General features: G+C 70.9%; 23 protein-coding genes and 1 tRNA gene. 7 read left to right on the top strand and 17 right to left on the bottom strand.

Annotated features, from left to right (window positions below; translation table 11 throughout):
* The first annotated feature begins 25 nt into the window (after nucleotides 1-25).
* Nucleotides 26-871, top strand: a complete 846-nt coding sequence (locus ACSQ11_RS14425; protein ID WP_436006556.1) for a RecB family exonuclease — start codon at nucleotides 26-28, stop codon at nucleotides 869-871.
* Here the strand turns inward: ACSQ11_RS14425 and ACSQ11_RS14420 are convergent.
* Nucleotides 800-1,507: an HAD family hydrolase gene (locus tag ACSQ11_RS14420; protein ID WP_436006554.1), complete on the bottom strand. Its 708-nt coding sequence runs from the start codon at nucleotides 1,505-1,507 to the stop codon at nucleotides 800-802. The two genes, ACSQ11_RS14425 and ACSQ11_RS14420, sit on opposite strands and share 72 nt — an antisense overlap.
* A gap of 48 nt (nucleotides 1,508-1,555) precedes the next feature.
* Between ACSQ11_RS14420 and ACSQ11_RS14415 the strand changes: the two genes are divergently transcribed.
* Nucleotides 1,556-2,401, top strand: coding sequence for a PAC2 family protein (locus ACSQ11_RS14415; protein ID WP_436006552.1), 846 nt, complete (start codon nucleotides 1,556-1,558; stop codon nucleotides 2,399-2,401).
* A gap of 46 nt (nucleotides 2,402-2,447) precedes the next feature.
* Here ACSQ11_RS14415 and mshC read toward each other — a convergent pair whose 3' ends face one another.
* From mshC to ACSQ11_RS14375, 8 genes are read right to left on the bottom strand one after another with little or no spacing between them, the layout of a single operon-like run.
* Complete coding sequence (gene mshC / locus ACSQ11_RS14410) at nucleotides 2,448-3,692, bottom strand: cysteine--1-D-myo-inosityl 2-amino-2-deoxy-alpha-D-glucopyranoside ligase (RefSeq protein ID WP_436006550.1); 1,245 nt, start codon at nucleotides 3,690-3,692, stop codon at nucleotides 2,448-2,450.
* Nucleotides 3,693-3,714: 22 nt separating this feature from the next.
* Nucleotides 3,715-4,506: an SCO1664 family protein gene (locus tag ACSQ11_RS14405; protein ID WP_436006548.1), complete on the bottom strand. Its 792-nt coding sequence runs from the start codon at nucleotides 4,504-4,506 to the stop codon at nucleotides 3,715-3,717.
* A 3-nt stretch (nucleotides 4,507-4,509) separates the two neighbouring features.
* Complete coding sequence (locus tag ACSQ11_RS14400; RefSeq protein WP_436006546.1) at nucleotides 4,510-5,019, bottom strand: DUF3090 domain-containing protein; 510 nt, start codon at nucleotides 5,017-5,019, stop codon at nucleotides 4,510-4,512.
* A gap of 9 nt (nucleotides 5,020-5,028) precedes the next feature.
* Entirely contained in the window at nucleotides 5,029-5,760 is a 732-nt protein-coding gene (locus ACSQ11_RS14395; RefSeq protein ID WP_436006544.1) for an energy-coupling factor ABC transporter ATP-binding protein, read from the bottom strand.
* Nucleotides 5,757-6,518 carry a cobalt ECF transporter T component CbiQ gene (gene cbiQ / locus ACSQ11_RS14390; protein ID WP_436006542.1) on the bottom strand — a complete coding sequence of 254 codons (762 nt, stop codon included), beginning with the start codon at nucleotides 6,516-6,518 and terminating at the stop codon, nucleotides 5,757-5,759. The genes ACSQ11_RS14395 and cbiQ overlap by 4 nt, the downstream gene beginning before the upstream one ends.
* Before the next feature lies 1 nt (nucleotide 6,519).
* On the bottom strand, nucleotides 6,520-6,846 hold the full coding sequence (locus ACSQ11_RS14385; protein WP_436006540.1) for a PDGLE domain-containing protein: 327 nt from the start codon (nucleotides 6,844-6,846) through the stop codon (nucleotides 6,520-6,522).
* The gene (locus ACSQ11_RS14380) at nucleotides 6,843-7,535 is read right to left on the bottom strand and encodes an energy-coupling factor ABC transporter permease (RefSeq protein WP_436006538.1); all 693 of its coding nucleotides are present in this window, start codon (nucleotides 7,533-7,535) and stop codon (nucleotides 6,843-6,845) included. Before ACSQ11_RS14380 ends, ACSQ11_RS14385 begins: the two co-directional genes overlap by 4 nt.
* A 41-nt stretch (nucleotides 7,536-7,576) precedes the next feature.
* Nucleotides 7,577-8,269 (bottom strand): MSMEG_4193 family putative phosphomutase, encoded by a 693-nt coding sequence (locus tag ACSQ11_RS14375; protein WP_436006536.1) that lies wholly within the window; start codon nucleotides 8,267-8,269, stop codon nucleotides 7,577-7,579.
* Nucleotides 8,270-8,298: 29 nt separating this feature from the next.
* On the opposite strand from ACSQ11_RS14375, the gene ACSQ11_RS14370 reads away from it, so the two are divergent.
* The gene (locus ACSQ11_RS14370; RefSeq protein ID WP_436006534.1) at nucleotides 8,299-9,282 is read left to right on the top strand and encodes a magnesium and cobalt transport protein CorA; all 984 of its coding nucleotides are present in this window, start codon (nucleotides 8,299-8,301) and stop codon (nucleotides 9,280-9,282) included.
* A 43-nt stretch (nucleotides 9,283-9,325) separates the two neighbouring features.
* Here the strand turns inward: ACSQ11_RS14370 and ACSQ11_RS14365 are convergent, their stop codons facing one another.
* From ACSQ11_RS14365 to ACSQ11_RS14355, 3 genes are all read right to left on the bottom strand, one after another.
* On the bottom strand, nucleotides 9,326-10,204 hold the full coding sequence (locus ACSQ11_RS14365) for an undecaprenyl-diphosphate phosphatase (protein WP_436006532.1): 879 nt from the start codon (nucleotides 10,202-10,204) through the stop codon (nucleotides 9,326-9,328).
* Nucleotides 10,201-11,274 (bottom strand): LLM class F420-dependent oxidoreductase, encoded by a 1,074-nt coding sequence (locus ACSQ11_RS14360; RefSeq protein WP_436006530.1) that lies wholly within the window; start codon nucleotides 11,272-11,274, stop codon nucleotides 10,201-10,203. Before ACSQ11_RS14360 ends, ACSQ11_RS14365 begins: the two co-directional genes overlap by 4 nt.
* 109 nt (nucleotides 11,275-11,383) lie before the next feature.
* Entirely contained in the window at nucleotides 11,384-11,731 is a 348-nt protein-coding gene (locus ACSQ11_RS14355; protein ID WP_436006528.1) for a hypothetical protein, read from the bottom strand.
* Nucleotides 11,732-11,770: 39 nt separating this feature from the next.
* On the opposite strand from ACSQ11_RS14355, the gene ACSQ11_RS14350 reads away from it, so the two are divergent.
* On the top strand, nucleotides 11,771-11,956 hold the full coding sequence (locus tag ACSQ11_RS14350; protein ID WP_147065665.1) for a DUF5703 family protein: 186 nt from the start codon (nucleotides 11,771-11,773) through the stop codon (nucleotides 11,954-11,956).
* A gap of 31 nt (nucleotides 11,957-11,987) precedes the next feature.
* Here ACSQ11_RS14350 and ACSQ11_RS14345 read toward each other — a convergent pair whose 3' ends face one another.
* A complete protein-coding gene (locus ACSQ11_RS14345) occupies nucleotides 11,988-13,316 on the bottom strand; it encodes a M20/M25/M40 family metallo-hydrolase (protein ID WP_436006526.1) in 1,329 nt (442 codons plus the stop codon).
* A gap of 102 nt (nucleotides 13,317-13,418) precedes the next feature.
* Here ACSQ11_RS14345 and ACSQ11_RS14340 point away from each other — a divergent pair.
* A tRNA-Leu gene (locus tag ACSQ11_RS14340) sits at nucleotides 13,419-13,503 on the top strand.
* 73 nt (nucleotides 13,504-13,576) lie between these two features.
* Here ACSQ11_RS14340 and ACSQ11_RS14335 read toward each other — a convergent pair.
* The 3 genes from ACSQ11_RS14335 to ACSQ11_RS14325 form a co-directional block, all read right to left on the bottom strand.
* Nucleotides 13,577-14,290 (bottom strand): response regulator, encoded by a 714-nt coding sequence (locus tag ACSQ11_RS14335; protein WP_436006524.1) that lies wholly within the window; start codon nucleotides 14,288-14,290, stop codon nucleotides 13,577-13,579.
* Between the two features lie 99 nt (nucleotides 14,291-14,389).
* Complete coding sequence (locus ACSQ11_RS14330; RefSeq protein WP_436006522.1) at nucleotides 14,390-15,292, bottom strand: bile acid:sodium symporter family protein; 903 nt, start codon at nucleotides 15,290-15,292, stop codon at nucleotides 14,390-14,392.
* Nucleotides 15,293-15,322: 30 nt separating this feature from the next.
* Nucleotides 15,323-16,840, bottom strand: coding sequence for a protein kinase domain-containing protein (locus ACSQ11_RS14325; protein WP_436006520.1), 1,518 nt, complete (start codon nucleotides 16,838-16,840; stop codon nucleotides 15,323-15,325).
* Nucleotides 16,841-16,897: 57 nt separating this feature from the next.
* Here ACSQ11_RS14325 and ACSQ11_RS14320 point away from each other — a divergent pair, with 57 nt between their 5' ends.
* Together ACSQ11_RS14320 and ACSQ11_RS14315 are read left to right on the top strand one after the other, a co-directional pair.
* Complete coding sequence (locus ACSQ11_RS14320) at nucleotides 16,898-17,662, top strand: HipA family kinase (protein WP_436006518.1); 765 nt, start codon at nucleotides 16,898-16,900, stop codon at nucleotides 17,660-17,662.
* Entirely contained in the window at nucleotides 17,659-18,039 is a 381-nt protein-coding gene (locus ACSQ11_RS14315; protein WP_436006516.1) for a DUF3037 domain-containing protein, read from the top strand. The genes ACSQ11_RS14320 and ACSQ11_RS14315 overlap by 4 nt, the downstream gene beginning before the upstream one ends.
* 145 nt (nucleotides 18,040-18,184) lie before the next feature.
* Here ACSQ11_RS14315 and ACSQ11_RS14310 read toward each other — a convergent pair whose 3' ends face one another.
* Complete coding sequence (locus ACSQ11_RS14310) at nucleotides 18,185-18,994, bottom strand: TrmH family RNA methyltransferase (RefSeq protein WP_436006514.1); 810 nt, start codon at nucleotides 18,992-18,994, stop codon at nucleotides 18,185-18,187.
* Nucleotide 18,995: the final 1 nt, after the last annotated feature.

Here is an 18,995-nt window from a genome sequence, read left to right as displayed (position 1 = left end):
GGAGCGACGGCATACGGTGTCGTCCATGGTTCCCGCCCTGTCCCCGAGCCGCGCAGCGGACTTCAAGCAGTGTCCGCTGCTCTTCCGGTTCCGGACGATCGACAAGCTCGACGGGCCGCCGTCGCCGGCTGCCGCGCGCGGGACCCTCGTGCACGAGGTCCTCGAGCACCTCTTCGAGCTGCCGGCCGCCGAGCGCACCCCGGAGGCGGCCCTCGCGCTGCTCCAGCCCCGTTGGGCCAGCCTCGTCGAGGAGCGACCCGAGCTGGCGACGATGATCGAGGATGACGAGGCGCTCGACGAGGACGCGTGGTTCACCGCAGCGGGCGCGCTCGTCGAGCGGTGGTTCACCCTCGAGAACCCGCAGTGGCTCGAGCCGGCCGAGCGTGAGCTCTACGTCGAGACCGAGGTCGACGGACTCACCCTGCGTGGCTACGTCGACCGGCTCGACATCGCTCCCGACGGGGCCATGCGCGTCGTCGACTACAAGACCGGTCGCTCGCCGCGTGAGGCGTTCGAGGGCAAGGCGCTGTTCCAGATGAAGTTCTACGCCCTGGTCCTCTGGCGCCAGCGCGGTGAGATCCCCAAGCAGCTCCAGCTCGTCTACCTCGGCAACGGCGAGATCGTCCGCTACGAGCCCGACGAGCACGACCTCCTCGGCCTCGAGCGCAACGTCAAGGCCGTCTGGCAGGCGATCGTCCGGGCGAGCGAGACCGGTGACTGGCGTCCGCGCACGTCGCGGCTGTGCGACTGGTGCGACTTCAAGGAGCTCTGCCCCGAGTGGGGCGGCACTCCCCCGCCGCTACCCGCCGCCGCCGGTCGTCTCGTCCTCGACCCCCGCGTCACGGGCGAGGCGCTCATCGGCGACGACTGACACGAGGTCGTGGGGCGTGAGTCCCCGCAGGCTGGGCAGCTGGACCGCGCCACGCATGAGCGGGACGGGCACGACGTGCGGCACTGCGATGGTGAGCACGCCCGCGGCCACGGCCGAGCGCACGCCCGTCGGCGAGTCCTCGATCGCGATGCAGTCGAGGGCATCGACGCCGAGCATCCGCGCTGCTGCGTGGTACGGCTCCGGGTGTGGCTTGCCGTGCTCGACCTCGTCACCCGTGACGAGCGCCGCGAACGTGCCCTCGGGCAACGCCTCGACGACCGCGCTCGCCAGCGAGCGCCACGACATCGTCACGAGCGCGTTGGGCACGCCCGCCTCCTGGAGCGAGGCGAGCAGCTTGCGGGCACCGGGGCGCCACGGCACGTGCTCGCGCACCTGGGCCGTGACGCGCACGAGGAGCTCGTCGATGATCCGCTCGGGCTCCCACGTGATCGGGGAGTTGTCGCGGATGAACTGCGCGCTGACCATGAGGTCGTTGCCGACGAGCTGGTGGGCGTACTCGTCGGACCACACGCCCCCGTGCTCCTCGACGATGGCGTGCTCGGCGGCGATCCAGTAGGGCTCGGTGTCGACGAGCGTCCCGTCCATGTCCCAGAGAACTGCGGCAGGCAACGTCATGCGCGAAGTCTACGAATAGGGTGGAGGCAGACCTACGAGGAGGATGCGTTGATCGAGCTCGACGACCTGCCGGAGCTGGAGAACGCCGTGTTGATCGCGGCCTTCGAGGGCTGGAACGACGCCGGTGAGGCAGCGACCGGTGTCATCGAGCACCTGGCCGAGCTGTGGGGTGCCGAACCCGTCGCGGCCCTCGACCCCGAGGACTACTACGACTTCCAGGTCAACCGCCCCCGCGTCGTCGTCGAGGGGGGCCGGCGCCGGATCAGCTGGCGCACGACGCGCATCCTCGTGGCCACCGACACGCCGATCGGCCGGGACGTCGTCCTGGTGCAGGGCGTCGAGCCGTCGTTCCGCTGGCGGGCGTTCGCGATCGAGCTCATGGAGCTCGCACAGGCCGCGGACGTCACCACCGTCATCACCCTCGGTGCCCTGCTCGCCGACGTCGCCCACACCCGCCCCATCCAGGTGACGGCGACGTCCGACAACGAGGACACGCGTCACCGCCACGACATCGAGGCCAGCACCTACGAGGGCCCGACCGGCATCGTCGGGGTGCTCGCCGACGCCGCCGTCCAGGTGGGGGTCAGCTCGATCTCGGTGTGGGCCGCCGTGCCGCACTACGCCCACCACACGCCCTCACCCAAGGCGACGCGGGCGATCGTCTCGTGCCTCGAGGACCTCCTCGACAGCCCGATCGACCACGGTGGGCTCGACGAGGACGCCCGCGCCTGGGAGAACGGGCTCGACGCGTTGGCGTCCGAGGACACCGAGGTGGCCGAGTACGTCGAGTCGCTCGAGGACGCCCAGGACACCGCGGACCTGCCCGAGGCGAGCGGTGACGCCATCGCCAAGGAGTTCGAGCGCTACCTGCGCAAGCGCGGCACCGACGACTGAGACAGCGGCTGGCGCGTCACGGACGACGCGAGGGGCGTGAGCCGCCTCAGACGCGCACTCCGAGCAGCGCGTCGAGCGCCCGGGCGAGCACCCCGGGGGCTCCCGGCTCGTCGCCGCCGGCCGTGAGCGTGCGCTCCGCCCAGGCGTCGACGGCAGCCAGGGCAGACGGCGCGTCGAGGTCGCTCGACAGCGCCTGCCGGATCGCTGCGACCGTCTCGTCGGACGAGGGCGCGGTGTTGACCGACAGCGCCTCGCGCCACCGGGCGAGCCTCGCCTCGGCGGTCGCGAGCAGCTCGGGGGTGTAGTCCCAGTCGGAGCGGTAGTGCTGTGCGAGCAGCACGAGGCGGATGGCCATGGGGTCGACGCCGTCACCGCGCAGCCTCGAGACGAGGACGAGGTTGCCTCGCGACTTGCTCATCTTGTGCCCGTCGAGCCCCACCATGCCGGCGTGCGCGTGGACAGCCGCGTAGTCGTCGACCCCGACCGCACTGGCCTGGGCGACGGTCATCTCGTGGTGGGGGAAGATCAGGTCGGACCCACCGCCGTTGACGTCCATCGGGACGCCGAGCCGGTCGAGCGCGATCGCGGTGCACTCGACGTGCCAGCCGGGGCGGCCCGTCGGCAGGCCCTCGAACTCCCACGACGGCTCGCCGTCACGGGCCGCGCGCCACAGCAGCGGGTCGAGCGCGTCGCGCTTGCCGGGCCGGTCGGGGTCGCCGCCGCGCTCGGCGAAGACGGCGAGCATCTCCTCGCGACTCCAGCCAGAGACCGACCCGAAGGTGCGCACGTGGGCGAGGTCGACGTAGAGATCCGGTCCCGAGGCGTCCTCGGACGTGACCTCGTATGCCGCCCCGCTCTCGATCGTGCGCCGCACCAGTGCCGCGATGGTCGGCATGGCCTCGACGACGCCGACGTAGTCCTGCGGCGGGATGACCTGCAGGGCGGTCATGTCCTCGCGGAAGAGGTCCGCCTCGGCGACGGCGAGGTCGCGCCAGTCGATGCCGTCGCGCTCGGCGCGCTCGAGCAGCGGGTCGTCGACGTCGGTGACGTTCTGCGTGTAGTGCACCTCGTGGCCGTTGTCGCGCAGCACCCGCCCGACGAGGTCGAAGGCGACGTAGGTGGCCGCGTGCCCGAGGTGCGTCGCGTCGTAGGGCGTGATGCCGCAGACGTAGAGGCGGGCCACCGGTCCGGGTGCCACCTCGCGCAGCTCCCCCGAGCTCGTGTCGTGAAGGCGGAGGGTCGCACCGTGTCCGGAGACGGCGGGCAGGAACGGGGTGGGCCACGAGATCACGGACGAAGCCTACGGCGGGCCGTCACATCGCCGGCCACGGGATCGACGGCCAGCCCGCGGACGGCAGCGGGTGGGTTCCCGTGGCGAGCAGCGACTCGGCCCGGCGGCGCAGCGCGTCGACCTCGTCACGCGTGAGCAGGTCCGCCAGCCGGTGGGCCAGGTCACCGTCGACCAGGTCGTCGAGCACCCGCTCGACGCAGGCCGAGTCAGACGGCTGCAGCGGCTCCCCCGCGAACCCCCACAGGACGGTCCGGAGCTTGTCCTCCACCCCGAGGCTCACTCCGTGGTCGACGCCCCAGAGGCTGTCGTCGACGAGCAGCAGGTGGCCACCCTTGCGGTCGGAGTTGTTGATGAGCGCATCGAACACCGCGGTCGTCCGGACCCGAGGGTCCACGGAGTGCGCGACGACGACCTCCTCGCCAGCGGGTGTCTCGCCGCGCAGGACCTCGCGCCACCCCTCCGGCACCTCACCGGGCGCGACGACGTCGACGACGAGCGTCGGTGGCGTCTCGGGCTGGCCCATCCACTCCTGCGTCGAGGCGGTCCCCCACGGGCCTTCGTGCAGGACGGTCGTGGGCACGACGTCGAAGCCACCGGCCTCACTGACGACGTATGCCGCCCGCTCCCGTCCCGCGAGCGTGCCGTCCGGGTAGTCCCAGAGCGGCCTCTCCAGCGCGACCGGCTTGTGGATCGCGAGCCGCGACCGGCCGTCGAGGCTGACGCGCACGAGGACGGCACCGTTGGAGGAGTCGACGATCCGTCCGAGGAGCTCGATCTCCCCGACGGCGAGCAGCTGCTCGGCGTCGGTGGGCACGGCCTAGCGCTTGTAGCCGTTGGCCCGGGGGCAGATGTGGCCCTCGGGGTCCAGCGGCTGACCGCAGAAGGGGCAGGGCGGGCGGCCCGCCGAGACGAGGGCCTGGCAGCGGCGGGCGAACGCGCGCGCCGTCGTCGGGTCGAGGACGACACGGACCGAGTCGCCCGGCGTCTCCTGCTCGGGGTCGCGGTCGTGGCACTCGATGACGATGGCGGAGCGGTCCTCCTCCCAGGCGAGGCTGACCGTGTCGACCCGGAAATCGTCCTCGATGGGCGTCTCGAGCGCCTCGGTGTCGAGATGGTGCTCGGCCACCGCGTCCGAGCCCTGGAGGCCCCCGACGGTGTCTAGGAGATCGACGATCCGGTCGGCGAGGATGCCGACCTGGACCTTCTCGATCGACACCGAGACGAGCCGTCCGCCGCCACGGGCCTGCAGGAAGAACGTGCGGCTGCCCGGTGGACCGACGGTGCCGGCGACGAATCGCTCAGGCGGGTCGAAGTCACTGATCGCCATGGCCGCAGACTAACCCGTGAAGCCCCAGGGCAGCTCGAGGCGGTGGGTGCGCAGGAGCTCCTCGTCGCTCAGGAGGGTCCGGGTGTCCCCGTCGGCGGCGACGACCCCCTCCGACAGGACGACGGACCGCTCGCACAGCTGCAGGGCGAACGGCAGGTCGTGGGTGACCATGAGTACGGTGACGTCGAGCGACTCGAGGAGCTCGCCCAGCTCGCGGCGGGACGCGGGGTCGAGGTTGGACGACGGCTCGTCGAGCACGAGGATCTCGGGCTCCATCGCGAGGACCGTGGCGATCGCCACACGGCGCCGCTGACCGAAGGACAGGTGGTGCGGCGCACGGTCGGCGAGGTGCTCCATCCCCACCGCGGTGAGCGCGGACATCACCCGGGCGTCGAGCTCGGGGCCGCGCAGGCCGAGGTTGCCGGGACCGAACGCCACGTCGTCGCGCACCGTCGGCATGAAGAGCTGGTCATCGGGGTCCTGGAAGACGATGCCCACCCGTCGCCGGATCTCGAGATGGTTCGGCCGCGTCACGGGCAGGCCCGAGATGGCCACCGACCCGGCGCCGGCCTCGAGGATGCCGTTGAGGTGGAGCACGAGCGTCGTCTTGCCGGCGCCGTTGGGTCCGAGGAGGGCCACGCGCTCACCCCTGTGCACGTGCAGGTCGACGCCGTAGAGCGCCTGGTGCCCGTCGGGGTAGGCGAAGGCCAGACCACGGACGTCGAGGACGGGAGTGCTCACGCGGCATACCCCACGACGAGGCCGACCAGTGCGATCCCTGACGGCACGAGCGCCCGGAGCCAGTCCCCACGCCGAGCCCTGAGCGGGTCGGTGACCGGCAGGCGACCGGTGTAGCCGCGCGACATCATCGCGAGGTGCACGCGCTCGCCGCGCTCGTAGCTGCGGATGAAGAGCGCTCCGGCACTCGAGGCGATGACCGGCCACGACCCGAGGGAACGTGCGCGGAACCCACGCGACTCACGCGCGACCTTCATCCGCTGGGCCTGGGATCCGACGACACCGAGGTATCGCACCATGAACGAGAGGATCTGCACGAGGCGGTCCGGGACCCGGAGGTGCTGCAGGGCACGCACGAGGTCGCGGCTCGACGTCGTCGTGGCGAACGCGATGGCCATGAGGACGCTCGTCGTGGCGGTGGCCAGCAGCGCGAGGCCAGCGTCGAGACCATCGCGGGACACCGTGAATGGCCCGACCTGTCGCTCGGGACCGGTCGCGACGAACGGCAGCACGAGCGCGAACACGACGAAGGGCACCTCGACGACGAGGCGACTCACGACGTGGCGCAGCGGCACCCTCGTCGCCGTGACGACCCCGACCGCGACGAGCAGCATCACCACCCGGACGGCGTGGGCGTCGCGCGGCAGCGCGACGACGAGCAGGACGAAGAGGACGAGCCCGACGAGCTTGGCGTGTGCCGGGAGCCGGTGGACGACGGAGTCGCCCTCGACGTGGAGGTGCGTGCCGTGACCCGCACCCACGTCAGTCGTCGTCGTTGCTGCGGCGGCGCAGAAGGTGCATCAGCCCGAAGGCGACGACCGCCACGACCGCGATCCCCACGAGCCCGGCAAGCCCTCCGGACAGCCGGGCGTCGTCGACCCCCGCGGTGCCGTAGTCGGCGAACGGCGAGCCCGCGCTGCCGTGGTCGCGGGCGGAGTCGATGAAGCCCAGGCTCTCGGCGACGAACTCGAGCCCGTCGGGGTTGCTCGACGCCCATGCGGAGACGACACCGGCCAGCACCGCGCACACGGCGAGGCCGACGACGACGAGGCGCTTCGTGCTGATGCGGTGGTGCGGTGCGGCGCTCATGCGTGCACCCCCGTCCGGATCTCGAGCTCCCGGGCGGCGAGGAGTCCGCGCGCACCGTGGACGAGGTCGGGGCGGGTGGCGATGATGCTCCCGACGGCGAGGAACGTGATGGCGCCCTCGCCCAGGCCGATGAGGGTGTGCCAGCCGAGCATGGCGGCAGCGAGCTCACCGAGCGGGATCGGTGCGTGGCCACCCACGGCATACAGGGCGGTGAAGGTCAGGGCAGCGACCGGGACGGACACGACCGCGGCGAGACCCGCGAGGACCGGGACCACCGTGACCCCGGCCGAGCGGACGAGCCGGCGCAGGCCGGCGAAGACCAGCCAGCCGGTCCACACACCGACCACGGCCATGAGGACGACGTTGGTGCCGAGCGCGGTGATGCCGCCGTCGGCGAACAGCAGGCTCTGGACGGTGAGGACGACGGTGAGGCAGAGCGTCGCGGTCCACGGTCCGACGAGGACGGCCGCCAGGGCTCCGCCGAGGAGGTGGCCGGAGGTCCCGGCGCCCACCGGGAAGTTGAGCATCTGTGCGGCGAAGACGAACACCGCGACGAGGCCCGCCAGAGGTGCGGTCCGGTCGTCGAGCTCGCGACGGGCGCGGCTGAGGGCGAGGCTCACCGCACCACCCGCCACGACGGCGGTCGCGATCGACGTCGGTGCGTCGAGGAACCCATCCGGGACGTGCATGCCGTGCCCTCCTTGTTGCCAACTGCTTGCAACAAGGAACTCTAGCCCGTCCCCCCGCCGACGGTGGCGTCGCCCGGTGGCACGGTCGACGAGCGCTTCAGCCCGGCCGTGACCGCTCCACCCGAGGAGTTCGTCGCGAGGACCATCGGCCGCGAGCCCGTGCGGCGGATGACCGAGACCGACGCCGGGTCGACGTGCACACGTTGCAGACCGGCGAGCCCCGCGCCCACCGCGTCCGCGAGGATCGCCTTGATCGGGTCGCCGTGGCTCACCGCCACCCACACCGCGTCGGGCCCCCGCTCGGACGTCACCTCGTCGTCGATGCGCCGGATCGCGGCCACGGTCCGGTCGGCCATCTCGGTGAGCGACTCGGCGGCATACCGGTCGCTGTCCGGGAACCGGGCGGAGCCGGGGTCGTCCTGGACCGTGCGCCACAACGGCTCCTTGGTGAGCTCGGCGATCGGCCGACCGGTCCACGCGCCGTAGTGGCACTCCCCCAGGTCGTCGACGACCTCCGCGGTGGCTCCGGGCAGCAGCAGGCCTGCGGTCTCGCGGCAGCGCTGCAGCGGGCTCGTGACGAGCCGGGCCACCTCGACGTCGACGAGCCGTTCGGCGAGCCGACCGACGTCGGCCCGCCCACGGTCGGTCAGTCCGACACCCTCGCTCCATCCCGCGAGGACGGCGTCGGCGTTGGCGGTCGAGTGCCCGTGTCGCACGAGCAGGAGCAGAGCCACGGCGCCCACTGTAGGCAACAATGACGCGGGTGATCATCGACAAGGCCCTCTACCGCCAAGGACGGCGCGACACCTGCGGCGACCTCAGCGACGAGCTCGACGCCATCCGGGCGACCGGGTCCGCCACGGACTTCATCTGGATCGGCCTCAAGGACCCGTCGATGGCCGAGCTCGAGAACGTCAACGACGAGCTCGGTCTGGGGCTGCACCCACTCGCCATCGAGGACGCCGTCATGGGCCGACAGCGGGCCAAGATCGAGCTCTACGGCCGCAACGTGTTCGTCGTCCTCAAGACCCTGAGCTACATCGAGGCGACCTCCGACGTCGAGACGGGCGAGCTCATGGTCCACATCGGCGAGCACTTCGTCCTGACGATCCGGCGCGGTGAGCTCAGCCCGCTCGCCGGGGTTCGCAAGGGCCTCGAGGAGGACCCCGCCAAGCTCATGCTCGGCCCGATGGCCGCCCTGCACGCGATCATGGACCGGGTCGTCGACCAGTACCGCGAGATCGATGTCGAGCTGGCCCGCGACATCGACGAGATCGAGGAGGGCGTCTTCTCCGAGGGCCTGGTCTCCTCGGACAGCATCTACCGCCTCAAGCGAGAGGTCCTCGAGTTCCGCCGGGCGATCACGCCGCTCATCGCACCGCTGCGGATGCTCCACACGAGCCCGCGCACTCCGCTGCCCCACGACGAGCTGCGGCTGCTCTTCCGCGACGTCGACGACCACCTGCACTTCGTCGCAGACCGCGTCGAGTCCTACGACCGGCTGCTCAGCGACGTGCTCAGCGCCAACCTCGCCAAGATCTCGGTGCAGCAGAACTCCGACATGCGCAAGATCTCTGCGTGGGTCGCGATCGCCGCGGTCCCGACGATGATCGCCGGCATCTACGGCATGAACTTCGACAACATGCCCGAGCTGCGATGGCACTACGGCTACTTCCTCGTGCTCGCCGTCATGGCCGCTGCGTGCGTCGGTCTGTTCGCCACGTTCAAGCGGGTCAAGTGGCTCTAGTCGCCACTCGGACCCGCGCCGCCGTCGGACGGCCAGGAGCCGCTCAGGTCGCGGTGAGCCAGCCCGCACCGAGCGCGAGGAACATGATCGCGCCCAGCACCACGCGGTAGGCGATGAACGACACGAGCGAGTTGCTCTGGACGAACTTGAGCAGCCACGCGATCGACGCGTAGGCGACGACGAACGCGACGACGCAGCCGGTGATGATCGGGCCGATGCCGAGCACCTTGAGCGCATCGACGTTGTCGACCGTCTCGTAGAGGCCGGCCCCTGTGAGCGCCGGGATCGCGAGGAAGAAGGACAGCTCGGTCGAGGTGACGCGGTCGATGCCGCGCATGAGGCCGGCCGAGATCGTCGCTCCGGAGCGGGAGACACCGGGGATGAGCGAGAAGCACTGCACGAGGCCGATGACGAGCCCGTCCTTGATCGTCAGGGCGTCCTCACCACGCTGCTCACCGGACTTCTCGAGCACGTCGTGTCGCCGCTCGGCAACCCACATCACGGCGCTCCAGAGGATGAGCGCCCCGGCGACCACCCAGAGGCTGCGCAGCGGCCCGGAGATGAGGTCCTTGAGCAGCAGCGCGACGACCACGACCGGGAGCGAGCCGACGATGACCGCCCACGCGAGCTGGTAGTCGTGCTCCTTGCGCGCCTCGGCGCTGCGCAGCCCTGCGACCCAGGCGAGGAAGAGCCGCAGGATCTTCCTTCCGAAGTACGTGAACGTCGCGAGGATCGCGCCGATCTGGATCAACGCGGTGTATGCCGTCACGGCCGGGGCGTCGACCGGCATGCCGAGGAGCTTCTCGGCGATCGTGAGGTGGCCGGTGGACGAGACCGGGAGGTACTCGGTGAGGCCCTCGACGATGCCGAGGACGACGGACTGGAAGTAGCTGAGCTCGACGGCGGGGTCGGCAACGATCACGGTGTGGGGACTTCCTCGGCAGGGGACGGGACGAGCTCGGACATGATGCGGAGGGTGTCGAGGCGTTCCTCGACCGTCAGCGCGAAGGGTGACACGCCCAAGGTGGTGACGCCGGCATCGGCGTAGCGACCGATGCGGCTGCGGATCCGGTCGGGCGGGCCGATGAGCGACGTCGCGTCGATGAACTCCACGGGCACGGCAGCGGCCGCGTCACGGTGCTGACCGGCGAGGAAGAGCTCCTGGACACGAGCGGCCTCCTCCTCGAAGCCCATGCGGCACGCGAGCTGGTTGTAGAAGTTCTTCTCGCGCGAGCCCATACCGCCGATGTAGAGGGCGGAGTAGGCCGCGACCGCCTGGGCGCCGGCCTCGACGTCGTCGGTGACGACGACCGGCACGGTCGGCACGATGTCGAAGCCCTCGAGCGGATTCGCCTCGCTCCCCCGCCCGGCGGCGCGGCGACCGGTGGCGATCGACTCGACGATGTCGCCCGAGTGCTCGGGCGAGAAGAAGATCGCGAGCCATCCGTCGGCGATCTCGCCGGTGAGCTCGAGGTTCTTGGGCCCGACCGCGGCGAGGTAGATGGGCAGGTGCTGCTGGGTCGGCGCGATGGTGAGCTTGAGGGCCTTGCCGGGACCGTCGGGGAGCGGCAGCGTGAAGTGCTCACCGGCATACTCGACGCGTTCGCGCGACAGCGCCGCGCGCACGATCTCGACGTACTCCCGGGTCCGCCCGAGCGGCTTGCCGAAGCGGACGCCGTGCCAGCCCTCGCTCACCTGGGGGCCGGACACGCCCAGCCCGAGGCGGAACCTGCCTCCGGAGAGGTGGTCCAGGGTCGCTGCCGTCATCGCCGTCATCGCCGGCGTGCGCGCCGGGATCTGCATGACGGCGGACCCGAGCGCGATCCGCTCGGTGCGCGCGCCGATCCACGACAGGAAGGTCACGGCGTCGCTGCCGTAGGCCTCGGCCACCCAGGCGGAGTCGTAGCCGAGCCGGTCGGCCTCGCCGGCCAGGGCGAGCATGTCGTCGCTGGAGGACAGCCCCATGTAGCCGAGGTTCACCGCGAGTCGCATGGGCCAACCGTAGTCGCGCACGGATCGGGCGCGTCAGTCAGGTGAGCGGACACGCGAGCGTGCGCGTGAGGCGTGGAGCGAGCAGTCGGCGGGCGTGGCAGAGCGAGGGTCAGCGAGCGCGCTGGTCCTCGTCGTCGTCCGGCTCGACATCCGTCTCGTCGTCGAAGTCCTCGTCGTCGAGGCCGGCATAGACGCCGTCGTCATCGTCGTCGTCTTCGTCGAGGTCCTCGTCCTCCTCGTCCTCGTCGGCGTCGTCGCCGGTGTAGACGTCGAGCGGCGTCATCTCCCCGAAAGCCTCGTAGAGGGCGTTGTCGTAGGTCTCGAAGGCGTCCAGCAGGTCGTCGTACGCCGCGGCCACCGTCGGGTCGTCCTCCCCACGTCGGCCCGAGCAGGCCTCGAGGTGACGCTCGAAGGCGGAGACGAGGGAGGTCAGGGCGGCACGCGGGTCGGCGCTCATGTCCTGAACCGTAGCGGACTCGTGCCGCACAATGTGTCGATGGTGGAGTACGAGTACCGGGTCCTCGTCTTCGGCCGCGACACGCGGCGCGGAGACATCCGCCGTGCACTGACCGAGCAGGCCGAGTACGGCCATTGGGAGCTGCACCGCACCCGCATCTACATCGGCGGCGTCACCCGAACGTGGTTGCGGCGCAAGATCATCCGCGTCCCGCGCGCCTCCTGAGCTGCGCCCCGGTGACGGGGCCATGGGTGCGTCAGCAGGTCTCGAGGAGGCGCTGGAGGACCCGCGCACCGAAGCGGAGTGACTCGGTGGGGACCCGCTCGTCGATGCCGTGGAACATCGGCGCGAAGTCGAGGTCGGCGGGAAGCCGCAGGGGCGCGAACCCGTAGCCGGTGATCCCGAGGAGCGACAGCGCCTTGTTGTCCGTGCCACCCGACAGGCAGTAGGGCAGGACCTCGGCCTCGGGGTCCTCGGAGCGCAGCGCTGCCACCATCGCCTCGACGAGAGCGCCGTCGAAGGGGGCGTCGAGCGCGATGTCGCGGTGCAGCACCTCGACCTCGACGTGCTCGCCCACGAGCTCGCGGATCGTCTGCATGAGGTCGTCCTCGTGCCCGGGCAGGAAGCGGCAGTCGACGTTGGCGTGCGCCTGCTGCGGGATGACGTTGTGCTTGTATCCGGCGTCGAGCATCGTGACGTTGCTCGTGTCCTGGAGGGTGCCGCGGACGAACCCCTGGGCACCGCCGAGGTGGTCGAGCAGCTCGTCGAGGTCCTCGTCGGAGTAGGCGACGCCCGTGATCTCGCTGAGCCGGTCGAGCAGCGTGCGTACGGAGGGGATGAACTCGCGGGGCCACTTGTGGGCGGCCAGCCGGCTCAGGGCCTCGGCGAGACGGGCGATGGGGTTCTCGTCGTTGGGGACCGACCCGTGCCCCGCCCGGCCGGTGGCGGTCAGCCGGATCCAGGCGATGCCCTTCTCCGCCGTCTGGAGCAGGTAGGCCCGCTTCTCGCCGCCATCGGCGGTCGGCACGGTGACGCTGTAACCACCGACCTCGCTGATCGCCTCGGTGACGCCCTCGAAGAGGTCCGGGCGGTGCTCGACGAGGTGGTGCGACCCGTGGACTCCCCCAGCCTCCTCGTCGGCGAAGAACGCGACGACGAGGTCCCGTGGCGGGACGATGCCCTCGCGGGCGATGTGCCGCACGCACGCCAGGATCATCGCGTCCATGTCCTTCATGTCCACGGCGCCACGGCCCCAGATGCAGCCGTCCTTCTCGACGGCGGCGAACGGGTCGACCGACCAGTCATCGGCGTTGGCCGGCACGACGTCGAGGTGACCGTGCACGCACAGGGCGCCGCGGCTGCGGTCGGCGCCGGGGATCCGCACGACGACCGAGGCCCGGCCCGGCTGCGACTCGACGACCTCGGGCTGGAGACCGACCTCCCTGAGGAGCCGGTCGACGTGGTCCGCGGCCTCTCGCTCCCCCGGTCCGGAGCCGTCCCCGTAGTTCGAGGTGTCGATGCGGATGAGGTCGCGGCAGATGCCGACGACCTCGTCCTCGGGGCGGCTCTTCGTCGTCTCCGTCATGGCTTCCACACTAGGCCGAGGGGTCGATTTCGTTCGGGCCGGTATGCCGTGTAAAGTTCCCGCTCGTTGCAGGCACCGCCCCACGGGGCTTGCAGACACCTCGTCCGGGTGGCGGAATTGGCAGACGCGCTAGCTTGAGGTGCTAGTCCTCGTATAGAGGGTGGGGGTTCAAGTCCCCCCTCGGACACCGACGACGCCCCGAGTTCCTGCAGGTCAGGAGCTTGGGGCGTTTCTCGTTCTCGTTGCTTGGCCGACGAGGTTCAGGTCGACACGACGAGGTTCTCGCGGACCGCGTGCAGGGCTGCCTCGGTCCGAGAGGACACCTGCAGCTTCACCATGATGTTGCGGACATGGTTCTTCACCGTGTTCTCGCTCACGGCCATGCTCACGGCGATCTCGCGGTTCGCCTTGCCCTGCGTGATCCAGGTGAGGACCTCGATCTCGCGTTCGCTGAGCGTCCGCGCACGTTGCGCCACGGCGTCGGTGGCGCGGCTGGCCAGGCGTGAGTACTCGGCCACGAGGTGACGAGCCATCGGTGGCGGGATGACCACCTCACCCCGGTGGGCCAGGCGGACCGCGTCGACGATCTGTTCAGCCGGTAGCGACTTGTGCAGATAGCCGCAGGCGCCGACCATCAAGGCCTTGACGAGGTCCTCGCTCCGTTCGGATGCGGTCAGGAAGATGACCTTGGTCTGTGGCGACGACATCTTGATCGCCGTGCAGGCGTCGATGCCGCTCTGTCCGCCGATGGACATCTCGAGGAGCACGACATCCGGTCGGTGTGCCAGCACCACAGCCACCACCGCGGCGGCCGACGAGGCCTCTGCTACAAGCTCCACGTCGTCCTCGTTGTTCAGGAGCACCTCCAGACCGCGGCAGTACAGCTCATGGTCATCACCGACGACAACCGTTGTGGCGCGCTGGTTGGCGACGGGTCCTGACCCCCCTCGTCGTTCTTCAGCCTGTGGCCTCACATCGCCATGCTTGCAGAACGCCCACGCCGTCCGGACAGTTTTGCCCGCTTTGGGACACGAACCGGTGCGATGTGACTAGTGCGCCGTGGTGCGCTCGGGTCAGAGGGTCTCGCGGGTCCGCTCGGCAGGTTGGGAACGGTCGGCGACGAGGACCCTGCGGTTGCGGACGATCATCCCGAACACGGCGGCGATCGGGAACATGAGGACGCCGTAGACGGCGGCCGGGATCGACATCTGCGCGTTGCCGAGGACGGTGATCGCCATGGCGATGGCGAGCGTGCTGTTGTGGATGCCGATCTCGAAGCCGCTCGCCACGGCCTGGTCCTCGGACATGCTGAGGCGACGCGGGACGGCATACCCGATCGAGAGCGACAGGATGCAGAAGATCGCGGCGACCAGACCCACCTCGGCGAGGTAGTCGGAGATGTTCTCCTTCTCTGTCCACATCGCGCCGACCACGACGAGGAACAGCATGGCCGCCGAGGCGGTGCGTACCGGGCGGTCCATGCGGTCGGCGAACTCGGGCGAGCGACGGCGCACGAACATCCCGATGACCACCGGGATGAGCACGATCGCGAAGACCTGGAGCAGCTTGTCGATGTGCAGCCCGATGCGCTCGCCGTCCTCGACGAAGTGGCCGATGGCCCAGTTCGTCACGAGCGGCAGCGAGACGACGGCGATGACCGAGTTGATCGCCGTGAGGGTGATGTTGAGGGCGACGTCGCCGCGGAAGAGGTGGCTGTAGAGGTTGGCCGTCGTCCCTCCGGGCGAGGCGGCGAGGATCATGAATCCCACGGCGAGCAGGGGCGCGAGCCCGAAGAGCTCGACCAGCCCGAAGGCGACCACCGGGAGCACGAGCAGCTGGCACACGAGCGCCGTCGTCACGGCCCGGGGGTTCTGGCTCACCCGCCGGAAGTCGGCAGGCGTGAGCGAGAGTCCGAGGCCGAACATGATGACGGCGAGCGGGACCGGCAGCCCGATCGTGAGAAGCGCGGAATCCATGCGCCGGAGGGTACCGCCCAGTAGGGCAGCTCAGGGCTGGAACGAGTCAGCCGCCTGCCGGAGTGTCGCGAGCGGGTCCGACAGCGCAGCCGCACCCTGCTGGGTCAGCTTCTCCTCCGAGGCCGCCTGGGTCAGCTCGGACTCGATGTCGTCGACGAGCGAGCGCACTGCCTCGGCGTCCTCGTCCCTGACGGCCTTGTCGATGTCCTTGAGCTTGCCCTCGATCGTCTTGGCGACGTCGCCGTCGATGTCGTCGGACTGTCGCACGTCGCGCAGGCTCGACTCGAAGCCCGAGACCGCGTCGTTCACGGCCTTACCGGGGTCCTCCGCCGGGGTCGTCGGGGACGACGGAGTCTCGCTCGGTGTCGGCGTGTCCGTGACGGTGACCGTCGGGTTGGGCGACGGCGTGGTGGGCTCCGGCGTGTTCGACGGCTCCTGCGCCGTCTGCGACACCGACGGGGTGCTCGACGGCGTCGGGGTGGTGCCGTTGCCGTCGTCGGGGCCCTGCATGGCGTACCAGATGCCGGCCGCCGCCAGGGCCGCCGCGAGGAGCAGGAGCCACACCCAGGCCCGGGACCCACGTCGCTGCGGCTCGTCCCAGTCCCGGTCGTATGCCGGCTCGCTCCAGGTCTCCTCCGGGGGCAGCGGCCGGGGCGAGACCGCGGTGGGCGCCATGGCAGCGGGCGCCGCCGGGAGCACCTCGGTGAGGGCGGGGGCCCGGTGCGCCCGGAGCAGCTCGGCGACCTCGCGACCCGACTGCGGTCGGTGGACCGGGTCCTTGGCGAGGAGCGCGGCGACCAGCGCGGCGAGGTCGGCGGGCGTGTCGGGGCGAAGGTCACGGACGTCGGGAGGCACGTCGTGGGCGTGCTTCATGAGGATCGCCACCGGCGTCGTCGCCGAGAATGGCGGTGCGCCGGTGAGGAGCGTCGTGAGGACGCAGCCGAGGGCGTAGAGGTCGGCGCGGGCGTCGACCCGCTGGCCCGTGGCCTGCTCGGGCGCGAGGTACTCGGCGGTGCCGACGATCGTGTCGGTCATCGTCAGCTGGTGCTGGCCCAGGGCCTCGTCGACGAGCTGGGTGATGCCGAAGTCGAGGACCTTGGCGGTGCCGTCGGCGGCGTAGGAGATGTTGCCCGGCTTGATGTCGCGGTGGACGATGCCGGCGTCGTGGGCGGCCTGGAGCGCGCTCGCGACCTCCTCGCCGATCGTCCGGACGTCCTCGACCGGCAGGGGTCCGGTGTCGCGGACCTGCTCGGCCAGCGTCGGACCCGGAAGGAGCTCCATGACGAGGTATGCCGTGTGGTCCTCGACGCCCGTGTCGTAGACCGTGACGATGTGCGGGTGGTTGAGCGCTGCGGTGGCGCGGGCCTCCCGGCGGAACCGCTCCCCCGCGTTGTCGCTGTCGGGGCCGGTGAGGTCGAGCGTCTTGACCGCCACCTCGCGCCCCAGCATCTCGTCCTGCGCACGCCAGACGACGGCCATGCCGCCACGCCCCAGGGGGGCGCCGAGTCGATAGCGGCCGCCGAGCAGCCGCCCCTGCGTCTGGCTCATCCTTCTCCTCGCGTGTGGGGGCTTCGTCGACCCTAGTGCCTCCCGTAGCCTGAGTCCGTGCTGCCCCACATCACCGCGACGCGGTTCGTCACCCCGCTGCGCGAGGGCGGGTCCCTGCCCGGCATCGTCGAGGGCTCCGACGACGGGACCTACGTCGTGAAGTTCCGCGGTGCCGGCCAAGGCCTCAAGGTCCTCGTGGCCGAGGTCGTCGTCGGTGAGCTCGCCCGACGGCTCGGGATCCGGGTCCCGCAGATGGCGGTCATCGACATGCCGACGGCGATCGCCCGCTACGAGGCCGACGAGGAGGTCCAGGACCTCCTCAACGCCAGCCCCGGCAACAACCTCGCCGTGGACTTCCTGCCCGGGTCCTTCGGCTACGACGGCTCACGACCCCCGGAGCCCGACGAGGCAGCCGACATCGTCTGGCTGGACGCGTTCACCGCCAACGTCGACCGCACCTGGGCCAACCCCAACCTTCTCGTGTGGCACCGGCAGGTCTGGGCCATCGACCACGGTGCCGCCATCTGGTTCCACCACTCGTGGCCGAGCCGGGGTGCCGACGCCTCCCGGTTCGCCGCACAGCCCTTCGACGTCTCCGAGCACGTCCTGCGCGACGTGGCCGGCGACCTGGCAGCAGCTCACGCTCGGGCTGCTGCTGTGCTCACGCCCGAGGTCGTCACCGAGGTGGTCGGCATCGTGCCCGACGAGTGGCTCGAGACGGCCCCCGGTCTCGACGACGTGCCTGCGGTGCGGTCGGCCTACGTCGAGCACCTCACCCGCCGGCTCGAGAACGCCGGCGCCTGGTGGGGGGCCGCGGCATGAGCGCCCACCCCTACCAGTACGTCGTCCTGCGCTGCGTCCCGCGCGTCGACCGGGGCGAGTGCCTCAACGTCGGAGTCGTCCTCTACTCCCAGTCCGCGGGTTTCCTGCGCGCCGCCTGCCACGTCGACGAGGAGCGCCTGCGTGCGTTCGCCCCCGAGGTCGACGTCGACGCCGTGCGCGCCTCCCTCGCGGTCGTCGACGACGTCTGCGCCGGGACCGGGGGCGGTGGGCGCCCCACGCTCTCGACGCCGGGCAAGCGGTTCGGCTGGCTCAGCGCGCCCCGCAGCACGGTGATCCAGCCGTCGGGTGTGCACGGTGGAGCGGCAGCGGATCCCGGGGCCGAGCTCACCGCCCTGCTTGACCGTCTCGTCCGCTGAGGCATCGACGCGCGGGTCTTGCCCGAGACCGTTCGCGAACCTGAGTGTTCTTCGAGAACCGGTTCGTTCGGGCTCGCGAGTGACGATGTGGTTCGCGGACCGTCCTGTGCAGGGGCGGGGTCAGTGCGGACTCCGACCCTGACGGTCAGGTGGCGCGCAGGGCCCAGGCGGCGACGGCGCCGGCGGCAGCGACGTTGAGCGAGTCCACTCCCCCGGCCATCGGGATCGTGACGACGACGTCGGCACCCTCGACGGTGCGCCGGCCGAGACCGTCGCCCTCGGTGCCCAGGACGAGTGCGAGCCGCTCGGGCGGGTTCGCCGCGAGCTCGTCGAGCCCCACGGCATCGTCCGACAGGGCGAGTGCGGCGACGGTGAACCCGCTGTCCCGCAACGTGTGCATGCCCGCGGGCCACGGGTCGATCCGGGTCCACGGGACTTGGAAGACCGTGCCCATCGAGACCCTGATCGCACGGCGGTAGAGCGGGTCGGCGCACCTCGGGGTCACGAGCACGGCGTCCATCCCCAGCGCGGCAGCACTGCGGAAGACGGCACCGACGTTGGTGTGGTCGACGACGTCCTCGATGACGAGGACCCGCCGCGCGTCGGCGACGACCTCCTCGACGGGCCGCAGCTCCGGACGTTGCATCGATGCCAGTGCCCCGCGGTGGAGGTGGAAGCCGGTGAAGCCCTCGATGACGTCGTGGTCCGCCACGAGCACCGGTATGCCGTCCTGCTCGGCCTGCGTGACGAGGTCACCGAGGTCGTCGAGCCAGCGCTCGGCCATGAGGAAGGAGCGTGGACGGTGGCCGGCGGCCAGGGCTCGGCGGATGACCTTCTCGGACTCGGCGATGTAGAGGCCGCGCTCGGGCTCGGTGCGACGCCGCAGCGCCACGTCGGTGAGGCCGACGTAGTCGTGGACGCGTGGGTCGAGGGGGTCGGTGATCCGGGTCGGCACC

Source organism: Knoellia sp. LjRoot47 (assembly GCF_964253435.1).
Lineage (GTDB): Bacteria > Actinomycetota > Actinomycetes > Actinomycetales > Dermatophilaceae > Knoellia.
This window is presented reverse-complemented; position numbering and strand designations above follow the sequence as displayed.

Bases quoted from the DNA above. Each gene is read 5' to 3' on its own strand.
- ACSQ11_RS14425 (WP_436006556.1), top strand. From the start codon at position 26: ATGGTTCCCGCCCTGTCCCCGAGCCGCGCAGCGGACTTCAAGCAGTGT.
- ACSQ11_RS14420 (WP_436006554.1), bottom strand. From the start codon at position 1,507: ATGACGTTGCCTGCCGCAGTTCTCTGGGACATGGACGGGACGCTCGTC.
- ACSQ11_RS14400 (WP_436006546.1), bottom strand. From the start codon at position 5,019: ATGGCGATCAGTGACTTCGACCCGCCTGAGCGATTCGTCGCCGGCACC.
- ACSQ11_RS14385 (WP_436006540.1), bottom strand. From the start codon at position 6,846: ATGAGCGCCGCACCGCACCACCGCATCAGCACGAAGCGCCTCGTCGTC.
- ACSQ11_RS14380 (WP_436006538.1), bottom strand. From the start codon at position 7,535: ATGCACGTCCCGGATGGGTTCCTCGACGCACCGACGTCGATCGCGACC.
- ACSQ11_RS14360 (WP_436006530.1), bottom strand. From the start codon at position 11,274: ATGCGACTCGCGGTGAACCTCGGCTACATGGGGCTGTCCTCCAGCGAC.
- ACSQ11_RS14355 (WP_436006528.1), bottom strand. From the start codon at position 11,731: ATGAGCGCCGACCCGCGTGCCGCCCTGACCTCCCTCGTCTCCGCCTTC.
- ACSQ11_RS14350 (WP_147065665.1), top strand. From the start codon at position 11,771: ATGGTGGAGTACGAGTACCGGGTCCTCGTCTTCGGCCGCGACACGCGG.
- ACSQ11_RS14345 (WP_436006526.1), bottom strand. From the start codon at position 13,316: ATGACGGAGACGACGAAGAGCCGCCCCGAGGACGAGGTCGTCGGCATC.
- ACSQ11_RS14330 (WP_436006522.1), bottom strand. From the start codon at position 15,292: ATGGATTCCGCGCTTCTCACGATCGGGCTGCCGGTCCCGCTCGCCGTC.
- ACSQ11_RS14325 (WP_436006520.1), bottom strand. From the start codon at position 16,840: ATGAGCCAGACGCAGGGGCGGCTGCTCGGCGGCCGCTATCGACTCGGC.
- ACSQ11_RS14315 (WP_436006516.1), top strand. From the start codon at position 17,659: ATGAGCGCCCACCCCTACCAGTACGTCGTCCTGCGCTGCGTCCCGCGC.